The sequence below is a fragment of the Paraburkholderia sp. SIMBA_030 genome (assembly GCF_046535245.1).
Classification (GTDB): domain Bacteria; phylum Pseudomonadota; class Gammaproteobacteria; order Burkholderiales; family Burkholderiaceae; genus Paraburkholderia.
The window spans coordinates 277979-296167 of record NZ_JAWRXB010000010.1; the positions used below are offsets into that span (position 1 = coordinate 277979).

General features: G+C 61.9%; 17 protein-coding genes and 1 pseudogene. 10 read left to right on the forward strand and 8 right to left on the reverse strand.

Annotation, left to right across the window (positions count from 1 at the left end; translation table 11 throughout):
* The first annotated feature begins 122 nt into the window (after positions 1-122).
* A complete protein-coding gene (locus SB772_RS19330; protein WP_410834814.1) occupies positions 123-1832 on the forward strand; it encodes a transglutaminase-like domain-containing protein in 1710 nt (569 codons plus the stop codon).
* 108 nt (positions 1833-1940) lie between these two features.
* Here the strand turns inward: SB772_RS19330 and SB772_RS19335 are convergent, their stop codons facing one another.
* Together SB772_RS19335 and SB772_RS19340 are read right to left on the reverse strand one after the other, a co-directional pair.
* On the reverse strand, positions 1941-2783 hold the full coding sequence (locus tag SB772_RS19335; protein ID WP_410834815.1) for a cyanophycinase: 843 nt from the start codon (positions 2781-2783) through the stop codon (positions 1941-1943).
* Positions 2784-3020: 237 nt separating this feature from the next.
* Entirely contained in the window at positions 3021-3899 is an 879-nt protein-coding gene (locus SB772_RS19340) for a cyanophycinase (protein ID WP_410834816.1), read from the reverse strand.
* Between the two features lie 325 nt (positions 3900-4224).
* On the opposite strand from SB772_RS19340, the gene SB772_RS19345 reads away from it, so the two are divergent.
* Together SB772_RS19345 and SB772_RS19350 are read left to right on the forward strand one after the other, a co-directional pair.
* Complete coding sequence (locus SB772_RS19345; RefSeq protein WP_410834817.1) at positions 4225-4458, forward strand: hypothetical protein; 234 nt, start codon at positions 4225-4227, stop codon at positions 4456-4458.
* Positions 4455-4601, forward strand: a complete 147-nt coding sequence (locus tag SB772_RS19350) for a hypothetical protein (RefSeq protein WP_410834818.1) — start codon at positions 4455-4457, stop codon at positions 4599-4601. The genes SB772_RS19345 and SB772_RS19350 overlap by 4 nt, the downstream gene beginning before the upstream one ends.
* A gap of 88 nt (positions 4602-4689) precedes the next feature.
* On the opposite strand, the gene SB772_RS19355 is transcribed toward SB772_RS19350, so the two are convergent.
* The gene (locus SB772_RS19355; protein WP_410834819.1) at positions 4690-5982 is read right to left on the reverse strand and encodes an aspartate carbamoyltransferase; all 1293 of its coding nucleotides are present in this window, start codon (positions 5980-5982) and stop codon (positions 4690-4692) included.
* Between the two features lie 400 nt (positions 5983-6382).
* On the opposite strand from SB772_RS19355, the gene dapA reads away from it, so the two are divergent.
* The 4 genes from dapA to SB772_RS19375 all read left to right on the forward strand — a co-directional run bounded on the left by dapA (position 6383) and on the right by SB772_RS19375 (position 9417).
* On the forward strand, positions 6383-7312 hold the full coding sequence (gene dapA, locus SB772_RS19360; RefSeq protein WP_410834820.1) for a 4-hydroxy-tetrahydrodipicolinate synthase: 930 nt from the start codon (positions 6383-6385) through the stop codon (positions 7310-7312).
* 173 nt (positions 7313-7485) lie between these two features.
* Complete coding sequence (locus SB772_RS19365) at positions 7486-8460, forward strand: M23 family metallopeptidase (protein ID WP_410834860.1); 975 nt, start codon at positions 7486-7488, stop codon at positions 8458-8460.
* Positions 8453-8860 (forward strand): hypothetical protein, encoded by a 408-nt coding sequence (locus tag SB772_RS19370; RefSeq protein WP_410834821.1) that lies wholly within the window; start codon positions 8453-8455, stop codon positions 8858-8860. Before SB772_RS19365 ends, SB772_RS19370 begins: the two co-directional genes overlap by 8 nt.
* Before the next feature lie 116 nt (positions 8861-8976).
* Entirely contained in the window at positions 8977-9417 is a 441-nt protein-coding gene (locus tag SB772_RS19375; RefSeq protein ID WP_410834822.1) for a bactofilin family protein, read from the forward strand.
* On the opposite strand, the gene SB772_RS19380 is transcribed toward SB772_RS19375, so the two are convergent.
* Positions 9414-9632: a hypothetical protein gene (locus SB772_RS19380; protein WP_410834864.1), complete on the reverse strand. Its 219-nt coding sequence runs from the start codon at positions 9630-9632 to the stop codon at positions 9414-9416. The two genes, SB772_RS19375 and SB772_RS19380, sit on opposite strands and share 4 nt — an antisense overlap.
* A gap of 123 nt (positions 9633-9755) precedes the next feature.
* Here SB772_RS19380 and SB772_RS19385 point away from each other — a divergent pair, with 123 nt between their 5' ends.
* Positions 9756-10301 carry an HAD domain-containing protein gene (locus SB772_RS19385; protein WP_410834823.1) on the forward strand — a complete coding sequence of 182 codons (546 nt, stop codon included), beginning with the start codon at positions 9756-9758 and terminating at the stop codon, positions 10299-10301.
* 108 nt (positions 10302-10409) lie between these two features.
* Here the strand turns inward: SB772_RS19385 and SB772_RS19390 are convergent, their stop codons facing one another.
* Positions 10410-11255, reverse strand: coding sequence for an MBL fold metallo-hydrolase (locus tag SB772_RS19390; RefSeq protein ID WP_410834824.1), 846 nt, complete (start codon positions 11253-11255; stop codon positions 10410-10412).
* Between the two features lie 575 nt (positions 11256-11830).
* Between SB772_RS19390 and SB772_RS19395 the strand changes: the two genes are divergently transcribed.
* Together SB772_RS19395 and dctA are read left to right on the forward strand one after the other, a co-directional pair.
* Positions 11831-12760, forward strand: coding sequence for a LysR family transcriptional regulator (locus SB772_RS19395; RefSeq protein ID WP_410834825.1), 930 nt, complete (start codon positions 11831-11833; stop codon positions 12758-12760).
* Entirely contained in the window at positions 12757-14058 is a 1302-nt protein-coding gene (gene dctA / locus SB772_RS19400; RefSeq protein WP_410834826.1) for a C4-dicarboxylate transporter DctA, read from the forward strand. Before SB772_RS19395 ends, dctA begins: the two co-directional genes overlap by 4 nt.
* A gap of 15 nt (positions 14059-14073) precedes the next feature.
* On the opposite strand, the gene SB772_RS19405 is transcribed toward dctA, so the two are convergent.
* From SB772_RS19405 to SB772_RS19415, 3 genes and pseudogenes are all read right to left on the reverse strand, one after another.
* Entirely contained in the window at positions 14074-14856 is a 783-nt protein-coding gene (locus SB772_RS19405) for a substrate-binding domain-containing protein (RefSeq protein WP_410834827.1), read from the reverse strand.
* 45 nt (positions 14857-14901) lie between these two features.
* The gene (locus tag SB772_RS19410; RefSeq protein WP_410834828.1) at positions 14902-16200 is read right to left on the reverse strand and encodes an MFS transporter; all 1299 of its coding nucleotides are present in this window, start codon (positions 16198-16200) and stop codon (positions 14902-14904) included.
* A gap of 140 nt (positions 16201-16340) precedes the next feature.
* Positions 16341-18187: pseudogene (locus SB772_RS19415) on the reverse strand (hypothetical protein).
* Positions 18188-18189: the final 2 nt, after the last annotated feature.

Consider the following 18189-nt stretch of genomic DNA (forward strand, 5'->3'; position numbering starts at 1 on the left):
TAGCAGGCGCAGCGCGCACGCTCGATTGAGCCCTGTTGCGGTCTCGGGCGCCGCATCCCGCCCGACTTGACGAGGCACCGGTCCCGCCCGTGCCTCGTCAATCAGAACGATACGGGGGACTTGTGGTCACGCCGATAAAACCTCTCTTTGCGAGGCATATCGTCTCTGTCGATAGCAACGAGGAAGAAGCGCTGTTCGTCGTCGATCCGGACCTTGGGGCGCTCGGCAAAATTGACGTTCGCACTGGATTCTTTTACGGGATTGTCAATTTCAGGAGCGTCAACGCGTTCAAAGGATCGGCTGCACTCTGTATGCGGCCGGATGGTATCGTCAATTATTCGCGTTCCAATCGGATCTACGCGGTCGGGATAGAGGATGGAACGGTCCGTGACGCGATGGACATCATTACGATCGATCAGGCAGGGGAGCTGGTTGGGCTGTGCTGGAAAAACGATCGGTATTATGCGGTCGACAGGCGTGGCGCCCTGTTCATTCTGGATGAGGATGGTTTAATACAGGCGGCCGAGGTAGGTCACGGTGCCAACGATATTACCTTGCATGGAGATCGCCTGTTTATACTGAACGGCGCCAGCCAGGCCATCTATATCTACAGCCTTGATGGGATTCATCTGGCGTCGCTGACCATACCGTATGAAGGGGCCTCGGGAATCGCTTCCATTAAAACGTTAGATAAAGAAGAGCCCGGCATCTATATATATTACAACCAGGATAGCTGGGACGTTTTCGACGATGCGAGTTCTGAATCGGGGAAACGTGGCAGCCCGAGCATAAAACTCAACGACCATGTCTCCGATGGCTTTATCGAAAGACTTGACTACAAAATAATAGAGCTTGGTGAGATGGGGAATTTCGGCCTTTCGACGGGGTATGAAGTGAAATTGACTTATGCTGAAATGCTCAAACCCGCCCGTGAAGTTTTGAACAGAATCGGTGGTGTCGAGATGTGCGTCAGGCTGTCGATTCCAGTCGAGACGCGAAGACAGAAGATCAAGTCAATCAGGATTATTGGCGACGTTCCGGGTGTTTTAAAAAAAGACGAAAATGGCAACGAGATCGTGGAATTTGATCTGACCGGCGTCGAGCTTGATAAAGAGCGCCGTTCCTTTGGCTATAGTGCTGTAATCGAGGTGTACGGCATACGATACAAACTGAATGTCACGGATGCGCCCTATCCCGACGATATCAAGACGCGCTTTCTTAAAGAAGAGTCCAGGTATGATATGGACCGGCTGGAATTAAAAGACATTGCAGCCGAACTGATTTCGGCTCTGCCCGAAAACGAGCGCGGCAATGTGGTCAAAATTGCGAAAGCCGTGCGCGAATATGTTTATAGCAGGTTGGCGTACCGATACAACAACCAGTACACAAGTCCCGTCGAGACCTTGAGAGGCGGCGAAGGGACCTGCGGAAAGTACATGGAGCTGTTAATAGGATTAATGCGGCTTTGCGGGGTCGCATGCAGGCCCGTCGGAGATTTCAAGGTGCCCGAGTATAAGCTGAGATATGCGCGAGTCAACTCGGTCTGTACGCCGGATTACGATCATGCGTGGGTGGAGTTCTATGTGCCGGGGCTAGGGTGGGTGCCGATGGAAAGCTCATCGGACAATGCGCCGGAACGACATGAAAGGTTTTTTGGCGCGCTGTCGTGGATCTATATAGAAAACAGCAGAACAGAAAAGATGTGCGAAATAGGCAAGCCCGGTTGCTGGGAGCAGGTCGATAACGATCCGATGTATTCGGACTTGTTTGTACCTGACATCCAGATCGAGGTCCTTCGGGAGGCCTCGCTGGATGAAGTGTTTCCCGACTGACGTCCGGCGGTCCGCGCCGCACGAGCACTCGGCGGTTGGGGGAAGCCCGGCGCTTGATCGCGAGAGGTCGCCCAGGCGGCTCACGTGATGACTTGAGAAAACCCAGGCTTACCGGCGCGAATCCGAATGAGCGCTGATGGTCGCCCTATGCGCCGCCAAATCATACAGGTCGCCCTCAACAAGGATGTCCAGGTGCAAGCCGATCACGCTGACCGGCGCATGGCGACGATCTGGATGGATCGCGGAGTGCTGGAGTTGGGACGGGTTCACAATGGTGATGCCGCCGCTACCCACCACCTGCAGCCCGTGGTCCGGACCAATAAACGCAGCGGTGTCTTCATCCAGGCCGATACCAACGGCTAGCGGGTTGTAAGTCAGGGCCATCAGTAGACGCCCGAGCCGGTCCTGGTGACGATAGTGCTGATCGATGATCAAGTGCCCGATCAGGCCCAGGCCCGGCGCCAATTCGACAATGTCCGCGCGGGGCGTCGTGCCGCTCTGTCCGGCCGCAATCATCTGCTCCGGCAGGAACGCGGCTCCCGTCGAGGTGCCGGCCACGTGGATACCCTGTGCATTCCGGTTGCGGATCTTCTGGGCCACCGAAGTGCTGCCCAGGGTCTCGGAAAGATGGGCTGTCTCGCTCCCTATAAGGAAAATCCCGTCGACGCTATCGAGCACTTCCAGGTCCCGCTCCGACTCGCAGTCGGCTCGGGTCCCAAATCGCAGGAGGCTGACCCGATCAACCCGCAGATCGCGGAACGCTCGTTCGTAACGATAGCCAGCGTCGGACATTTCGGAGACCGTGGCGACGATGGCGATATGCGCACGGGAGCCGCCGCAAAGCTGCACGAAGCGGCGCAGGATGGCGGCCTTTCGTATGCGTCTTCCATCGCCGCCGATGGGGACGATAAAACCGCGTGTGCCGCCCGTGGACGCCTTTGCACGACTCAACGTTCACTCCGGGTAGAGTGCAAAATCGCGAAGTAGCCCAGGTCTCGTGCAGCCACCACGTGATCCGCCTGTTTCGCCGGCAGCACTGCTGCTGGCGCGCTCGCATCAGCTGGCGTCTATGGTTTCTGCCGTCCCAGTCGCTGGTCGCTGGTGCCTCGTACGATTATATCGGCAAGCGGATCGCGGCAGACGCGCGCTGTCCGGTTCGTGAATGAAGCGGATTCCGCTTCTAACCGGTCAGGTCAAGGCAGCGGCGGTCAATTCGCAGGCGGCGTTGCTTTTCGCGGACAAGATACCGCCTGAGAGGGTGTGTGTTGCGAGATCGTACGTATTGCCTTCGACGAGAATATGCAGACGTACTCCTGTCAGCCCTACCGGGTCGTCGTGGCGAACCGGCTTTGCAGCCGAATTGCGCAGATTCGATCCGTCGATAATGGTGACGCTACCGGTGCCGACCACCTCCAGCGTGTTGTCCGGACCGATGAACGCGGCCGTATCCTCATCCAGCCCGATGCCCGCCCCGAATGGGATAGAGGCCACCGCCGCGAGCAGGCGCCCGAGTCGATCGCGCTGGCTGAAGTGCTGGTCGATCACAAAGCGGCTGATGAAACCCAGGCCCGGCGCCAGATCGACCATCCCGGCGCGAGGCGTGGCACCGCTCTTGCCGCCGGCGATCATCGCGGCGGACATGGCGGAGGCCCCAGCGGAGGTGCCCGCTACGTGCATACCGTGTGCGTTGCGGCGCCGCAGCTTGTCCGCGGCCGACGTGTCGATCAGCATCTCGGCGAGGCGTACCTGGTCGCCCCCGGTCATGAAGACACCGTCAGCGTGATCGAGCACTTTCAGATATTTGTCGAACTCGCAGTCGGCGCGGGACTTGAATGGCAGGATACTGACCCGGTCAGCCCCGAGGTCGCGGAACACAGTCTCGTAGAGATCCCCCGTATCGTCCAGTGAAGAGGCCGTCGGGATGACTGCAATGTGCGAGCGTGACCCACCACAAAGCTTGACGAAACGTCGCAGGATAACCGGGTTCTGGACCCGATTTTCCTTGCCGCCGATGGGGATAATGAATCCTCGCGTGGCACCGTTCAGCGATTTTCCGGGGCGCATCATTCACTCCTTCCAGATTTGTACTTTCCTTCTGTAGCCATCGTAACAGCAAAAAACGCGCCAATGTTTCCTTGACAAGGGCTCGCGCGCGCAGTGCCGGCCGCAATGGGAAGAAACTCGCCGAGACTTCCGACCGGCAACGCGCGGGAAGGGTGCGTGCACCCATTGTGCGCATATTCGAACCGATGTGGTGCAAAAATGACGTGCAACTCGACGCCGATCCGCCGAGGATCGTGAACCTCGAGACCAGGTTCCGGACGTCGAGGATCGTGCCACTGCACCCCGGGTCTATAGTTCAACCACCGAAACGAACCGAGGGAGCCGCAAGATGAAAGCCTGGATGCTCGACGAGCCCGGCAAGCCGCTGGCACTGCGCGACGTCGCGCAACCGCAGCCGCGCCGCAGTGCAGTGCTGGTGCGGATGGAGGCGGTGCCGTTGCTGAGTTACACGCGGGACTATGTCGAAGGGAAGTTGCCGTATGCGTATCCGCCGGGACCATTCTCACCCGGCACCAACGGCGTGGGCCGGATCGTCGCTATCTCGCGCTGGTTTCGCTGGTGACGTCAGGACAGATCGCGCTCGATGCGGTCGAGTTGAAGTCGTATCCGTTTGCCGAACTGGAGGTGGCAATCGACGCAGCCGGCCGCATGTCGGGCTTGCAGTGCACGGTGGTGGAGGGCAAGTCGCCGCAAGCGTGGGGCTGATCGCGCAGCGGTTCAATGACGGCAGCATAAAAAAACGGCCTTGCGGATCAACAGCAAGGCCGTTTTACGTCGGCTGAATTCCGATCGATCAATCGATGCCGTGAAACACCGCATCGTCCGGACCGAGATAGGCGGGCGGGCGCCACACGGCGTCGCGCATCGAATGCTGGACCAGCTTTTCCACGCCCAGCAGCACCGCGAAAATCGCCATTCGTACCGGAATGCCGTTGTCGGTTTGCCGGAAAATCGCCAGCCGCGAATCGTGATTCAGATCGACGCTCAAATCGTTCGCGCCGGGCCGGCTGTCGCGCGGCAGCGGATGCATGATCAAGGTGTCGGCGCCGCACACGCTATCCACCAGCGCCTGATTGATCTGGAAGTCCGGCGTATAGCCTTCGAACGATTCGTCGGTGAAGCGCTCTTTCTGGATGCGCGTGGCGTACACCACGTCCGCGCCGCGCAGGCCGGCGGTGAGATCGTGGGTTTGCTCGATCACGTGGCCGTTGCGCGAGATCTGCTCGATGATGTAGCCCGGCATTTCGAGCATCGGCGGCGAGATCAGCGTGAATTTGATGCCGCGATACAGCGCCAGCAGCTTGACCAGCGAATGCACGGTGCGCCCGTACTTCAGGTCGCCGACCAGCGCGATGTGCGCGCCGTCGACGATTTTGCCCAGCCGCGAGAACTCGCGCTGGATCGTGTACAGGTCGAGCAGCGCCTGGCTCGGATGTTCGCCGGGACCGTCGCCGCCGTTGATCACCGGCACGTTGGTCGCGCGCGCGAATTCGGCCACCGAGCCTTGCTCCGGATGGCGGATCACCAGCGCATCCACGTAGCCGCTCATCACGCGGCTGGTGTCGTAGATCGACTCGCCCTTGGCCATCGACGAAAATGTGAAGCCGGTGGTGTCGCACACCGAGCCGCCGAGCCGGCAGAACGCCGCGCCGAAGCTGACGCGCGTTCGTGTACTGGCTTCGAAAAACAGATTGCCGAGCACCGCGCCTTCGAGCACGCGAGAGATTTTCCGACGCCGCGCGATCGGCTGCATGATGTCGGCGACGCGAAAGAGCGCCTCGACCGAATCGCGCGAGAACTGGTCGACCGACAGCAGTTGCGGCTTGCCCTCGAACAGCATCTGGCTCGCCAGCGAGTGCGAGTCTACGCTTTGCGTATACGTCTCTCCCGGCTCGCCGCGCACGACGATTTCCGACACGAAACGCTCGACGATCTCCGGCATGGCGCGCGATTCCTGTGAATCGTCCGGCAGCAGCCACGTGTCGAGCGCCCGGCGCGAGACGCCGATGCGGCTGGCGAAGGTGTCGCGGGTCATGTTCAGGCGACGCATCGCATCGCGTAGGAAGGCTTGTTGCGGGACGCTCATGCGCTCACCTGTCGAGAGTAGATTTCGTACTGGTTTATGTACGCGGTGCGTATATTAGTTTGCCCGGCGTAGAAGTCAAGCAATTTTGCGATGGGCTTTGTCAAGTTGCACCCAAGCCGGTTACACTGCGCTTCATGCATACCGGCCAAACGCTCCGACTCCGCTCGTCACGCACTACACGTCTCGTTCTTGCGAACGTCGCCGTGGTTGCGCACGCGGGTTGCGTGAACAGTCCGAAAGTTAGCGCCAAAGCCAAAAAACAGCCGCTCATCTGACCGGAGCACGCTGTTCCGTCAGATGTGCGACGGAACAGCCCGGTCAACGCCCGCCTTCGGCATTTCCTGTCTTTCCTCCCTCGCACGCTGTACGGAATCGATACGGTCGCATTCGAGGTAAAGACATGTCTATTTTTTCCGGTATCTGGATCCCGCTCATCACACCGTTCACCGACGGCGAGGTCGATCACGCCGCGCTGCGCGCGCTGGTGCGCCGTTACGCCGAGGCAGGCGTTGCCGGTCTGGTCGCGCTCGGCACGACCGGCGAACCGGCCGCGCTCGATGCCGACGAACAGGACGCCGTGCTCGCGACGATTCTCGATGAAGCGCGAACCGTCGCCGACAGCAGCGCGGATGCAGAACCGCTACCGGTGCTGGTCGGCGTATCCGGCAATCACACGGCGAGCATGCGCGAGCGCATCGTGGAACTGAACCGGCTGCCGATAGCCGGCGTGCTGATGGCCGCGCCGTACTACATCCGGCCTTCGCAAGCGGGTATCGTCGGCCATTTCACGGCGCTCGCCGACGCCAGCGAAAAGCCGGTCGTGCTGTACGACATTCCCTATCGAACCGGCGTGCGACTCGAACTCGACACGCTGCTGACGCTCGCCGCGCATCCGCGGATTCAGGCGGTGAAGGATTGCGCCGGTTCGCTCGACACCACGCTCGCGCTGATTCGCGACGGCCGCTTGCAGGTGCTCACCGGCGAGGACATCAACATCTTCAACACCTTGTGTCTCGGTGGCAGTGGCGCGATCGCGGCGTCGGCGCATCTGCGGCCCGAACGGTTTGTCGCGTTGTATCGCGCGCTCGCTGCGGGCCGGCTCGAAGAAGGACGGCGCATTTTTCTTACGCTCACGCCGCTGATCCAGGCGTTGTTCGCCGAACCGAATCCGGGGCCGGTGAAGGCGCTTCTGGCTGCTCAGGGCCTGATTCGCGATGAACTGCGCATGCCGATGATGCGGGCGAGCGATGCGCTGGCCGAGCGGCTCAAGGCGCTGGAAGGGCTGGCAAGTGCGCCGCGTTGCGCATCCCGCGAGACGCTCTGTATTTGAGATGATGCTTCGTGCTACCAGGCGATAATCGGCGCCCTTGTCCACGAACACCGCCGGTATGTAGCCGGTGCACGCCGCATGCAGTTAGTTCCGTTCTCCGCTGTCCCGTCCCGTTCGATGGCGTGGTGCGCCGCCCGCACGCGGCCTGGCGCACCACGCGCCGCGAGTCGCTGATGGCGTTCCTGTTTCGCGTCGGCAGTCAGCTCAGCAGCGGCTCGGTCAGCTTCGTCACGCGGCGTACCGCGCTGACGATCGCGCTCGCCTCCGCTGGCGGCGCGGCAGCGCTGGCGCTCGCCGCGGGCGTCGCGATCGGCATGCACTGGCCGGCGCGGGATGCGTCCGGCGAACGGGCGGCGAACCGCGTGGAGCGCGATTATGCGATCGACCAACTCGGCAAGCTGAACGCATCGGTGGCGCAAATCGAACCGCGCATCGCGCGTTTGACCAAGCAGGTCGGCGCATTGCGCGATTTCGAAGCGCGTCTGAACACGCCGAAGCCGGCGCCGCGCGCACCGGCCGCGCCCGGTGCTCCCGCCGCCCCCGACACTTCCGACACTTCCGCCACCGACAGCGGCGAGGGCGGCCCCTCGTTGCCGCCGCGGCGTTGCGCCGAACTGACGCCGCAACGCGCCGGTCGAGCTAATCCGCAGAGCACGCAGCAACAGCTGGATTGCATCTCTTCGACGCTGTCCACGCTCGAACAGCAGACCGCCGACCACACGATCGCTTACGCCGCGTTCCCAGGCCGCATGCCTGCCGACGGCGCGCGCTTCGGTTCGCCGTTCGGCAACCGCGCCGATCCGTTCACGCAGCGTTTGAGTTTTCATCCCGGCATCGATCTGGTCGCCAAAACCGGCACACCGATTCTCGCCGCGGCGGGCGGCCGGGTGATCTTCGCCGGCGAGAAATCGGGCTACGGCAATGCGGTCGAAATCGATCACGGCAACGGACTCGTGACGCGCTACGGCCACGCGTCGCGCATCGTCGTGCATGTCGGCGATCTGGTGCTGCCGCGACAGTATGTCGCCGATGTCGGTTCGACCGGCCGCTCGACCGGTCCGCATCTGCATTTCGAAGTGCTGGTGAACGGCTCGCCCGTCGATCCGGCTGGCTATCTCGCGCTTTTCGCGCCCGATCCTCATGGCTGAACCACGTTTCTCCCGCGCTGCGGTCAGTCTGGCGCGCCGCACGTATACGTTGCGGCCGGCGCGCTCGCCTGGTCTTCGGGTGGCCGTGTGGGTCGTTGTTTGCGTGTTCAGCGCTGCGGCGGGCGTGGCAGCCACGGTAGCCTGGCGCATGCAGCGCGGTGCCGCGCAGGCTGAGCAATGCACGGCGGAGCCAGTCTCGGAAGACAGCGAGCAGGCTGAACTCGCGCGCACGCGGCTCGCGCTCGCGCAGGAGTCGGTGGCGCGCGACGCGGTGCAGAAAACCGCCGACAGCGCCGCCGCCGAAGTCGCCCGGCTAACCGCCGAATTGCAGTTCCTGCGCGGGCAGCGCAACACCAGGCCGCCGGCGCAAGCAGCGCAAGCAGCACCGCCACGCCGATGACCATCGGCACCGGCACCCGCATCTACGCACAGCGGCAAAGGGCAAACGGCAAACGCCCTCGACTCGTCGCCCGGACAGCATCACGCGACGAACATCTTCATTCCCGGGAGATCTTTATGTTCAACAAGAAAAAAACCGCCGGTATCCGGCAGACCAAGCTCGCCACCCTGATCGCGCACGACGTGCGCGTCACCGGCGACCTTCAGTTCAGTGACGGTCTGCGCATGGACGGCCACGTGAAGGGCAACGTCAGCGGCGAGCCGGGCAGCCAGACACTGCTGGTGCTGAGCGACCGCGGCTCGATCGAAGGCAACGTGCACGGCTATGACGTGGTGGTCAACGGCACGATCGTCGGCGACGTGATCGCCGATCACTTTGTCGAGTTGCAGAGCAATGCCCATGTGACCGGCAACATCTACTACCAGCAGTTGCGGATGGATTGCGGCGCGTCGGTGGACGGCAAGCTGACCAGGCGTGAAGGTGCGCAGGCGGCGCCGATTCTCGTGTCGGTCGCCGATGCCGGGCGTGAGGATCGTCAGGACCTCAAGGCCGGCTAGCCGCCCGGCGTCAGTCTGGCGAACGGCTTGCCGAGCAGGAAGCCTTGCATTTCGTCGCACGTCATCGCCTTGAGAGCGCGCCGCCCAGCCGCCACGCACGGCGCTGACGCGGCGAGGCCAGCAGGAAGATACGTCCGGTCAGGTCGAGTGCAGGACGCCAGGGCGGCGACGACGAACGATATCGCCACCAGCCAGAAATTGTATGAGCTCTGCATGTCAAGTCCAACCGCGAAAGGGAAGCGGCTGAACTTGTTACCCGATCATGCATCACGACTGTGACGGGCTGCGTAGTGTGCAGGCTGTTGCTTTTAACAACTCCAGCAATGACTGATCCAAACATGGACTTCGCCACGACAGTGGTGAAAAAAAATCCACCGACCTGGCAGTCGGACCGGAAGGTGCTTCTGCTGGATTTCGACGGTGTCCTTCACAGGGGCGACGCATATCGCACCAGGCACGGGATTGTCAGTAGCGACCCGTCCCGGATCCGGCTTTTCGAGTACGCCGAGGTACTTGCCGAGACACTTGAGCCTTATCTGGACCTTGAGATTGTCCTGTCCACGACCTGGGTGAAAGTACTCGGCTTCAATCGTGCGCGCGACGCGTTGCCAGTGAGAGCCCTGCGGGATAAGGTAGTCGGTGCGACGTATCACACACGATTTTACGATGCACATCTCTGGTATGGAATTCCCAGAGGGCAACAGGTGCTTCGGTACGTGACCCGCCATCGCCTCGTAAAGTGGCTCGCGTTAGATGACAGGCGCGACGGCTTCGAAACAGCGAGGGATAACCTCGTGCTATGTGACCCCGACAAAGCGCTAGGTGACGCAGGCACTCGGGACGCTTTGAGGAAAGCGTTGCGAGAGATACATGTACTGGTTTAGGAAGTAGCTTTTGCTATTGCATAGAACCGATGGTGTCCTCCATCTGCACGATGTCCGCATGAATTTGCGCCTCAAACGGGGCACTGCGATCAACTTGCCGGGAAAGTCTCAGTCCGTTTTTACCGTATCGAGCAACGTTCGCAGTTCGCGCTGCATGGTCGGTGCATCCAGAATGATACTTCCGCCATGTCCGGCGAACACGCCACTGAAGCTTTCGTGAACGAGTCGCTCGAGGGAGCGAAGTTGGGTGGACCAGTCGTACCAGCAGGCGTCTCGAAAGGCATGCAGCGCGTGCCTGCGGAAATCCCAACACAGTGAGTCTCCAGAGAAAAGGGCGTGGCTGATGAGGAACATGACGCTTCCCCGTGTATGTCCCGCCATCGGAATGACCCGAACGCCCGGCAACATCTCATGCGCCAGATCACCCGTGATTACGTCAGTGACGAACGGAGCACCATCGGCGTCGTCTGCATGGATCCAGACGCGGGCGCCAAAGCGCTTCGCATAGATGCCCGCGTCCGCGACATCGTCGCGGTGGGTCAGCAGGATATGATCCAATCCTCCGGCTTCCGCGATCCAGCGCTCGAGGTGGCCGGACCAGCGCGGCCCATCGATCATCAGACGCAGGCCGCCTGCAAGCGTGATGTAGCTGTGAGCGCCGTACGAAGAGCGGGCGTTATACCCGAGCCTCCACACGCCGGGAGCCAAGGCTTGCGGAAAGAGGCCTGTCGGCATCTTCAAACCTTCTGGCGGCCGAACGGCAGCCACCGGACAGATGAGGACGCCTCGCCACGCATCTTCTGTTTCCTGTTCACTGGCAGGCTGGTGAGCAAACGCCGAAGCGCCGTTTCGCGCGATGAACAGATTGGGAGCGGCCGTTCGAACCGCACCGCAGTTGAAGCAGGCTGCGCTTACGTGCCAATGATCGTCGACATCACCTTTGTCTTCCGCCATAGCGCGCTCCCGGCTGATATTGGGTAGACGGTTCAAAGATAGCATCTTTGCGCGATTGGGAACTGAGGTGCGCCTGGTTCGCGCTCGCGACGACACGCGTTCTGGATTCGCTCCACCAGCAGCGCGGGTCTTGCTAACGCCGATACTTACAGGCACCGCGATGGCTGTTTGAATGACCGCTTCGGCTCGCGAGTTTCTGACAGATTCATCCCAAGAATCCCGCATCGAGCGACTGGATATAAGCCAGCAGATCCTCCGTACGACCACGCTTGAATGGCCGTGTGAGCGGGAGAGCGAAAGTCCGCAGATGGCCGGCAGTACGCGTTCGTACAAACCGCCGGAAAGCTGCCATTGAGAATTCCAACGTCCTCGCGGCGGCACGTTCATCGAACTGGTGCTATCGGCCATGAAGAGACACACAGCTCTCGGCCATAAATGACCGCTGACACGACGGAACCGGCCACTCGCCTCGACCTCGGTGCGACCCCTCGCGGGCCCCGGGTGTTGTCACCTCGATGGGGCGCTTTCCTCCGCATGATGCAAAATAGCCGCATGTCAAATACGGAGGATGGCTCGTGGGCGTCAACTTCGACCTGAACGATTTGCAGGCGTTTCGAGCCGTCGTGGAGTTGGGTAGCTTCCGTAAAGCAGCGGAGGCTGTCAATATTTCGCAGCCGGCGCTGAGCCGGCGCATCGAGAAGCTCGAAGCGGCGCTCGGCGTGCGGCTCTTCGAGCGAACCACCCGCAGCGTGACGCTCACCACCGTAGGTCGCGTGTTCGCCCCAAGCGCGGAACAACTTCTCGACGATCTCGATGTCGCATTGCTTGGCATCCGCGACGTTTCCAGCAGCCGCCTCGGTCACGTGACCATCGCATGCGTGCCGTCGGTTGCCTACTATTTCCTGCCGAGCGTCGTTGCCGCCTATCACAGCCGCTATCCGCGGATCCGGGTCAAGCTGCTCGACTCGAGCGCCAACGAAGTGCTCGGCTCGGTCATCAGCGGTGAAGCCGATTTCGGCGTGAGCTTCATGGGCAGCCAGGAGCCCGAAGTCGAATTCAAGGTCCTGCTGCAGGAACGGTTCGTCGCCGCATGCCGTCGCGATCATCCGCTGGCCCGGAAGACCCGTGTGTCCTGGAGCGAGCTTTATGAACACGAATACGTTTCTGTCGACAAGACTTCCGGCAACCGCCTGCTGCTGGATCAGGCGTTGACCAACGTGGCGCCAGCCGTGCCGAGCGTCTGCGAGACTCGCCATGTCACCACCATGCTCGGCCTGATCGAAGCGGGACTCGGTGTGGCAGCGGTGCCTTCAATGGCAATGCCCATGCGCGACCATCCGATTTTGACCAGCGTGCCGCTCGTCGATCCGGTCGTGACGAGGCGCGTCGGCATTGTCAGGCGTCGGGGGCGTCCGCTCGCGCCGGCCGCGCAGCAGTTCTATCAGACGATTCTCGACACGAAGCGCAGCGGCATGTCCCGCGCGGCCAAGAAGACCCCGAAATGACACTGCCAAGGCCATTCCGGCTGCTTTACATCCAGGTACTGGTTGGAATGGGGCTCGGCATGACCGTCGGCCACTTCTGGCCACAGGTCGGCGCTTCGCTCAAACCGCTCAGCGATGCGTTCGTCGCGCTGGTACGCATGATGATTGCGCCGATCGTCTTCTGCACGATCGTCACCGGCATCACGTCGCTTGCGAGCGGCTCGCAGATCGGCCGGACAATCCTGAAGGCGCTGGCTCTGTTCTACTTTCTCACCATCGTTGCACTCGTTCTGGGGCTCGCGACCGCGTTCGCGCTGCACCCGGGCGCGGGACTGCACATCGACGCGCATCATCTGGACACGGCCGTCCTCGCGCAGTATTCAACGCGCACGCAGCCGCACGGACTTGTCGAATTTGCGCTGCATGTGATTCCGGAGACGCTCGTCGGCGCCTTCGAGAAAGGCGAAGTGCTGCCGGTCTTGCTGCTCGCCCTTCTGTTCGGCTTTGCATTGAACGCCAGCCGAACCACCGGGCGGCAGGTACAGGAATTTATCGATAGCGTCGCGCACGTGCTGTTCCGCATCCTCGCGCTGATCATGCGGCTTGCGCCCGCCGGCGCGTTCGGTGCGATGGCGTTCACGGTCGGCCGCTTCGGCATTCGTTCGATTGGCTCGCTCGGCATGCTGATGGTGTCGTTCTACGCGGCGTGCCTGCTGTTCGTGGTCTGCGTGCTCGGTCCGCTCGCGCGTCTGCATGGCTTCTCGCTCTGGCGGCTGCTGCGCTACATCCGCGAGGAACTCGTCATCGTGCTCGCGACGTCGTCGACGGAACCGGTGCTGCCGCGCCTCATTGTCAAGCTCGAAATGCTTGGCTGCGATAAGGGCATCGTGGGTCTCGTGCTGCCCGCCGGCTACTCGTTCAACCTCGACGGCACGGCGATCTACCTGACGCTCGCCTCCATGTTCATCGCTCAAGCATGCGATGTACGCCTCTCGGGCGGCCAGATCGCGACGATGCTCGCAGTCATGCTGCTCACGTCGAAGGGCGCAGCGGGCGTATCGGGCAGCGGACTGGTCGCGCTCGTCGCGACGCTCGCCGTCATTCCCGATCTGCCGCTTGCGGGCGTCGCGCTGCTGGTCGGCATCGATCGCTTCATGTCCGAAGCGCGCGCACTGACGAGCGTGATCAGCAACGCCTGCGCGGTGATCTTCGTATCGATGTGGGAGCGCGCCTGCGACCGGGCGCGTCTGAAAGAAGCATTGAGCCTGGCGCATGAGCCGGAAGAAGCCTTCGATCAGCCCGCCGACCTGCCGCGTTGAATCGTTGCCTTCGTCTCAATGCGTCGCGACGGAATCGAGACCGGTCGATTTCACCTCGGGCTGCACCGCGGGCGACGCGAGATAGTCGAGTAGCGCTTTCGCTTCCTTAGGATGCTGCGCGCCGACCGGTACGCCCGCGGCGAAACGGGTGACGGACTGCACCGACTCCGGAATCTTGCCGACGTACGCCGCGCCCTTCACCGGGAGCAACTCGCTCACCTGCTGAAAGCCCACTTCGTAGTCGCCGGTTGCAATCACCGACGCCACCGGAATCTTCGGAATCATCTTCGCCTTGGTCTTCACCTGTTCCTCGATGCCGAGCCGCTTGAACAACTCGCGCTCGATATAGACGCCACTCGCGCTATCCGAGTAAGCGATCGACCGGGCATGCAGCAAGGTTTCCTTGAGCGCCGCCTCAGACCCGATGTCGGGCTTCGGCGCGCCATCGCGCACGACCATGCCGATGCGCGAATCCGCGAGTTCGACGCGCGAATCGGGGATCACCTTGCCCTGCTTGATGAGATCGTCGAGTGCATAGCCGACCATGATCACCACGTCGGCAGGCTCGCCGCGCTGAAGCCGGTTCGGAATGGCCTCCGGCGACTTGCCCATCGACGGGCCGAGCGCGGTATCGAGCGTATTGCCCGTGGACGCCGCGAACTTCGGTCCGAGCAGCTTGTAGGCGGCGGTGAAGCCGCCCGAGCTCATCACGTGCAGATCGGCGGCCTGCACGTTCGTCGCAGCGGCGGCGCTGCCGAGGAGCGCCGCGGTGCAGAGTTTCAGGAAGATGGATTTCATGGTTGAAAGAACGTCAGGCTGAAGTTCGAGGAGCGAAGCGATGCTTCAGGAAGCCGCAGGCAGCGGAACGCGACGGCGCCGATACAGTGCGAGTGTGGCACCGAGCCCGCATACCGCGGCGAAGCTCATCCAGTAGCCTGGTGCGGCTTTATCGCCCGTCATATGAATGAGCGCGGTCGAGATAACGGGCGTGAAACCGCCAAAGACGGCCGTCGCGAGGCTGTAGGCCAGCGAGAATCCAGCGACGCGCACTTCGACCGGCATCACTTCGGTGAGCGCGACGACCATCGCGCCGTTGTACATGCCGTACATGAACGAAAGCCACAACAGCACGAGCAGCATGTTGACGAAGCTCGGCGCGTGAGCCAGCAGTGATAGCGCAGGGTAGGCCGTCGCAATCGCCAGGATCGTCATTCCGAGAAGGAGCGGACGGCGTCCGATCCGGTCCGACAGCGCGCCACCGATCGGCAGCCAGATGAAGTTGGAGATCCCCACGCACAGCGTGACGAGCAGGCTATCGGCGGTGCTCAGATGCAGGACGGTCTTGCCAAAGGTCGGCGCATACACCGTGATCAGATAGAAGCTCGTGGTGGTCATTGCGACCAGCAGCACGCCCGCGATCACGACGTTCCAGTTCTGCATGAGCGTCGTAAACACTTCCTTCATGCTCGGGCGATGCTGGCGCTGTTTGAATTCCTGCGTTTCCTCGAGATTGCGCCGCAAGATGAAGATGAAAGGCACGATCATGCAGCCGATGAAGAATGGCACGCGCCATCCCCACGCAGCGATCGCCGCCGTGTCCAGCCACTGATTGAGCGCGAAGCCGAGCGCGGCAGCGATGACGATCGCCACTTGCTGGCTCCCCGACTGCCAGCTAGTGAAGAAACCCTTGCGGCCCGGCGTCGCCATCTCGGCGAGATAAACCGATACGCCGCCCAGTTCCGCGCCCGCGGAGAAGCCCTGCAGTAGACGGCCAATGAGAACGAGGGCCGGGGCGAAGAGTCCGATCGTCGCATAGCCGGGAACGAACGCGATCAGGATGGTGCCACTCGCCATGATCGACAGCGTGACGATCAGGCCCTTGCGTCGGCCGACATCGTCGATGTACGCACCGAGGATGATCGCGCCGAGCGGCCGCATCAGGAAGCCCGCGCCGAACACTGCGAACGTCATCATCAGAGAAGCGAACTCGCTCCCCGCCGGGAAAAAGACCACGGCAATCTGCGTCGCATAGAAGCCGAACAGGAAGAAGTCGAACTGCTCCAGGAAGTTGCCTGCCGTCACGCGTAGCACGGCGGATGCCTTCGATTGCCCGAGGGCCAGCGGGGGTGAGGAGGGTTGCATCGAGGTGTCTCCAGAAATTTTGAACTTGCGGTGTTCGGGCGATTTGTTGTTTGTCGAATATTCGCCCGAACCACACGAAACGATAAGTGCTATTTTCGAAACGATTGATGTCCGCTGGTTATGAGTGTCGGCCGAAGCGCTCAAGCTACGAAGCGGCACTGGGACGCGGGCGTTCGGGTGTCCATGTTGCGCCCCCGGTTCAGGTGATCGTCGATTTCCGCCGCGCATCCAAGCATGCGGGGATAAAGGAAGATCGTGAACGCGGCGGTTTCCAGATCGGCCCCGGTCAATTCACCACGTTGCAGCGGCTGCCACAGCATCTTCAGCAGCAGCGCCGCGATCACGGCATCGACGTTTACGCAGTACACGTTGCGGGAGACGCCGGCATCAAACAACGCCTGCACCAGTTCGCGATAGAAAGCGTGGAACACGTTATATTCCCCGCGCTTCTCGCACAGTTCCGCGATGAACACTTCGCGCGGGTCGTAGTTGACCGGCCTGTCCTTGAAGACGGGATGGTTCACACCGGCCCGATGATCGACGCCGCGGCAGCCAGGATCGCGTTGGGTGCATTGCCGGTTTCGCGAGCGGCTTGCGCCGCCGCGAGTTCCGGCGTCCCGTGCAGATTGACGAACGCGGCGATCGCGACATCGATGAGCTTCTCGTCGTTTTCTCCGCCGAACTCCTGAAGCAGGGCAAGACTGACGTTCGCTTCGAGCGAATGCGTAGCCGCGTCGAGCATCGAGGCGCCATGCAGGCTGCTGACCTGCGTTTTCGCATCCATCTGCGATGCCCCCGACGCATCCTTCAACGCCTGACGTGGCGCAATCGCACCGACTTGTCGATTGACCTGCAAGACTTGCTCGTCGTAGGGCGCGACTGCTCCCACTACTGGGATCGCAAGGTGGGGCGGAAGCTGGATCCCCTGGTCGGAGCCGAACCACGGCTTGAGCGCAAGGCTGCCTTCGGGCTCGAAGTCAGGCATCGTCGCGTTGGCGCGCATGACGGCGGTCAGGGCCGCCGGGATATGCGCGATGTTCGTTACGACCGCGCCCGCGGCGGAGCAGCACGGATCGTCAGGCGCGAAAAGGCGGTCCACGCCGAACTTCTCCATGAACCAGCGCTCCTTGGCTTGCGCGTCGTCGGAACCGCCCGCCATCGCGCCCGCATGGCCTACCGCTCGCGTGAGGCGGCTCTTCCACCGGCCCACCACACAGGCGACCACCGGTTTCGTGAAGGCCGCATCAGCCTCGTAGTAGCCGCCCGGTTCGCAATAGAGCACAGCGGCCTTGCTGCGCGCATCGTTGGCGAGTGCGAACGCAAATTCCGGCGCGGCATAGTGGATGTAGACGTCCTTTCCGCTCGAGATGACGGTCGACGTGCCCCAGCCGCTCATGCGCAGGTATTGCGCGATCGTCGTACTGAAGCCGCCGGAATTCGAGAAGATGGCGATCGATCCCTTGCGCAATGAGTCGTCCGGACTATCGCCGCCGAGTGCTCCGCCGATTCTCACGCGATTCCATGAGTCAGCGACGCCGAGCCCGTTCGCTCCGAAGATGTCGATGCTCGCTTGCTGACCCATCGCGCGGATTTCGCGGGCGTCGTGCACGGCGATCTTTTCGGTGATGATGAAAATCTTCTTCAGATCCGGATTGACGCGGATCAGTTCGGCGACGCCGTCGCGGGCGGCCGATGGCGGCAGATACACCACGCCGCAGTTGAACCGGTGCCCCGCTTCCAGACCTTCGCGGACGTTGTTATACACCGGGATATCGCCGATCGATGTGGGAAGCACTTGCCCGCCCTTACCCGGCGCCGTGCCGAAGACGATATTCCCGCCTGAGAATGCATGGCTGACGGGCGTCACGTCCGAGGACTCACCGCCCAGGATATTGAGCACGCACACACGATCGTCACGCGTGGCGATCTGCGCCAGCGAGTTGACGCCGACGAAATACTTGAACTGGCTGCTGTTTTGCTTGTACACGT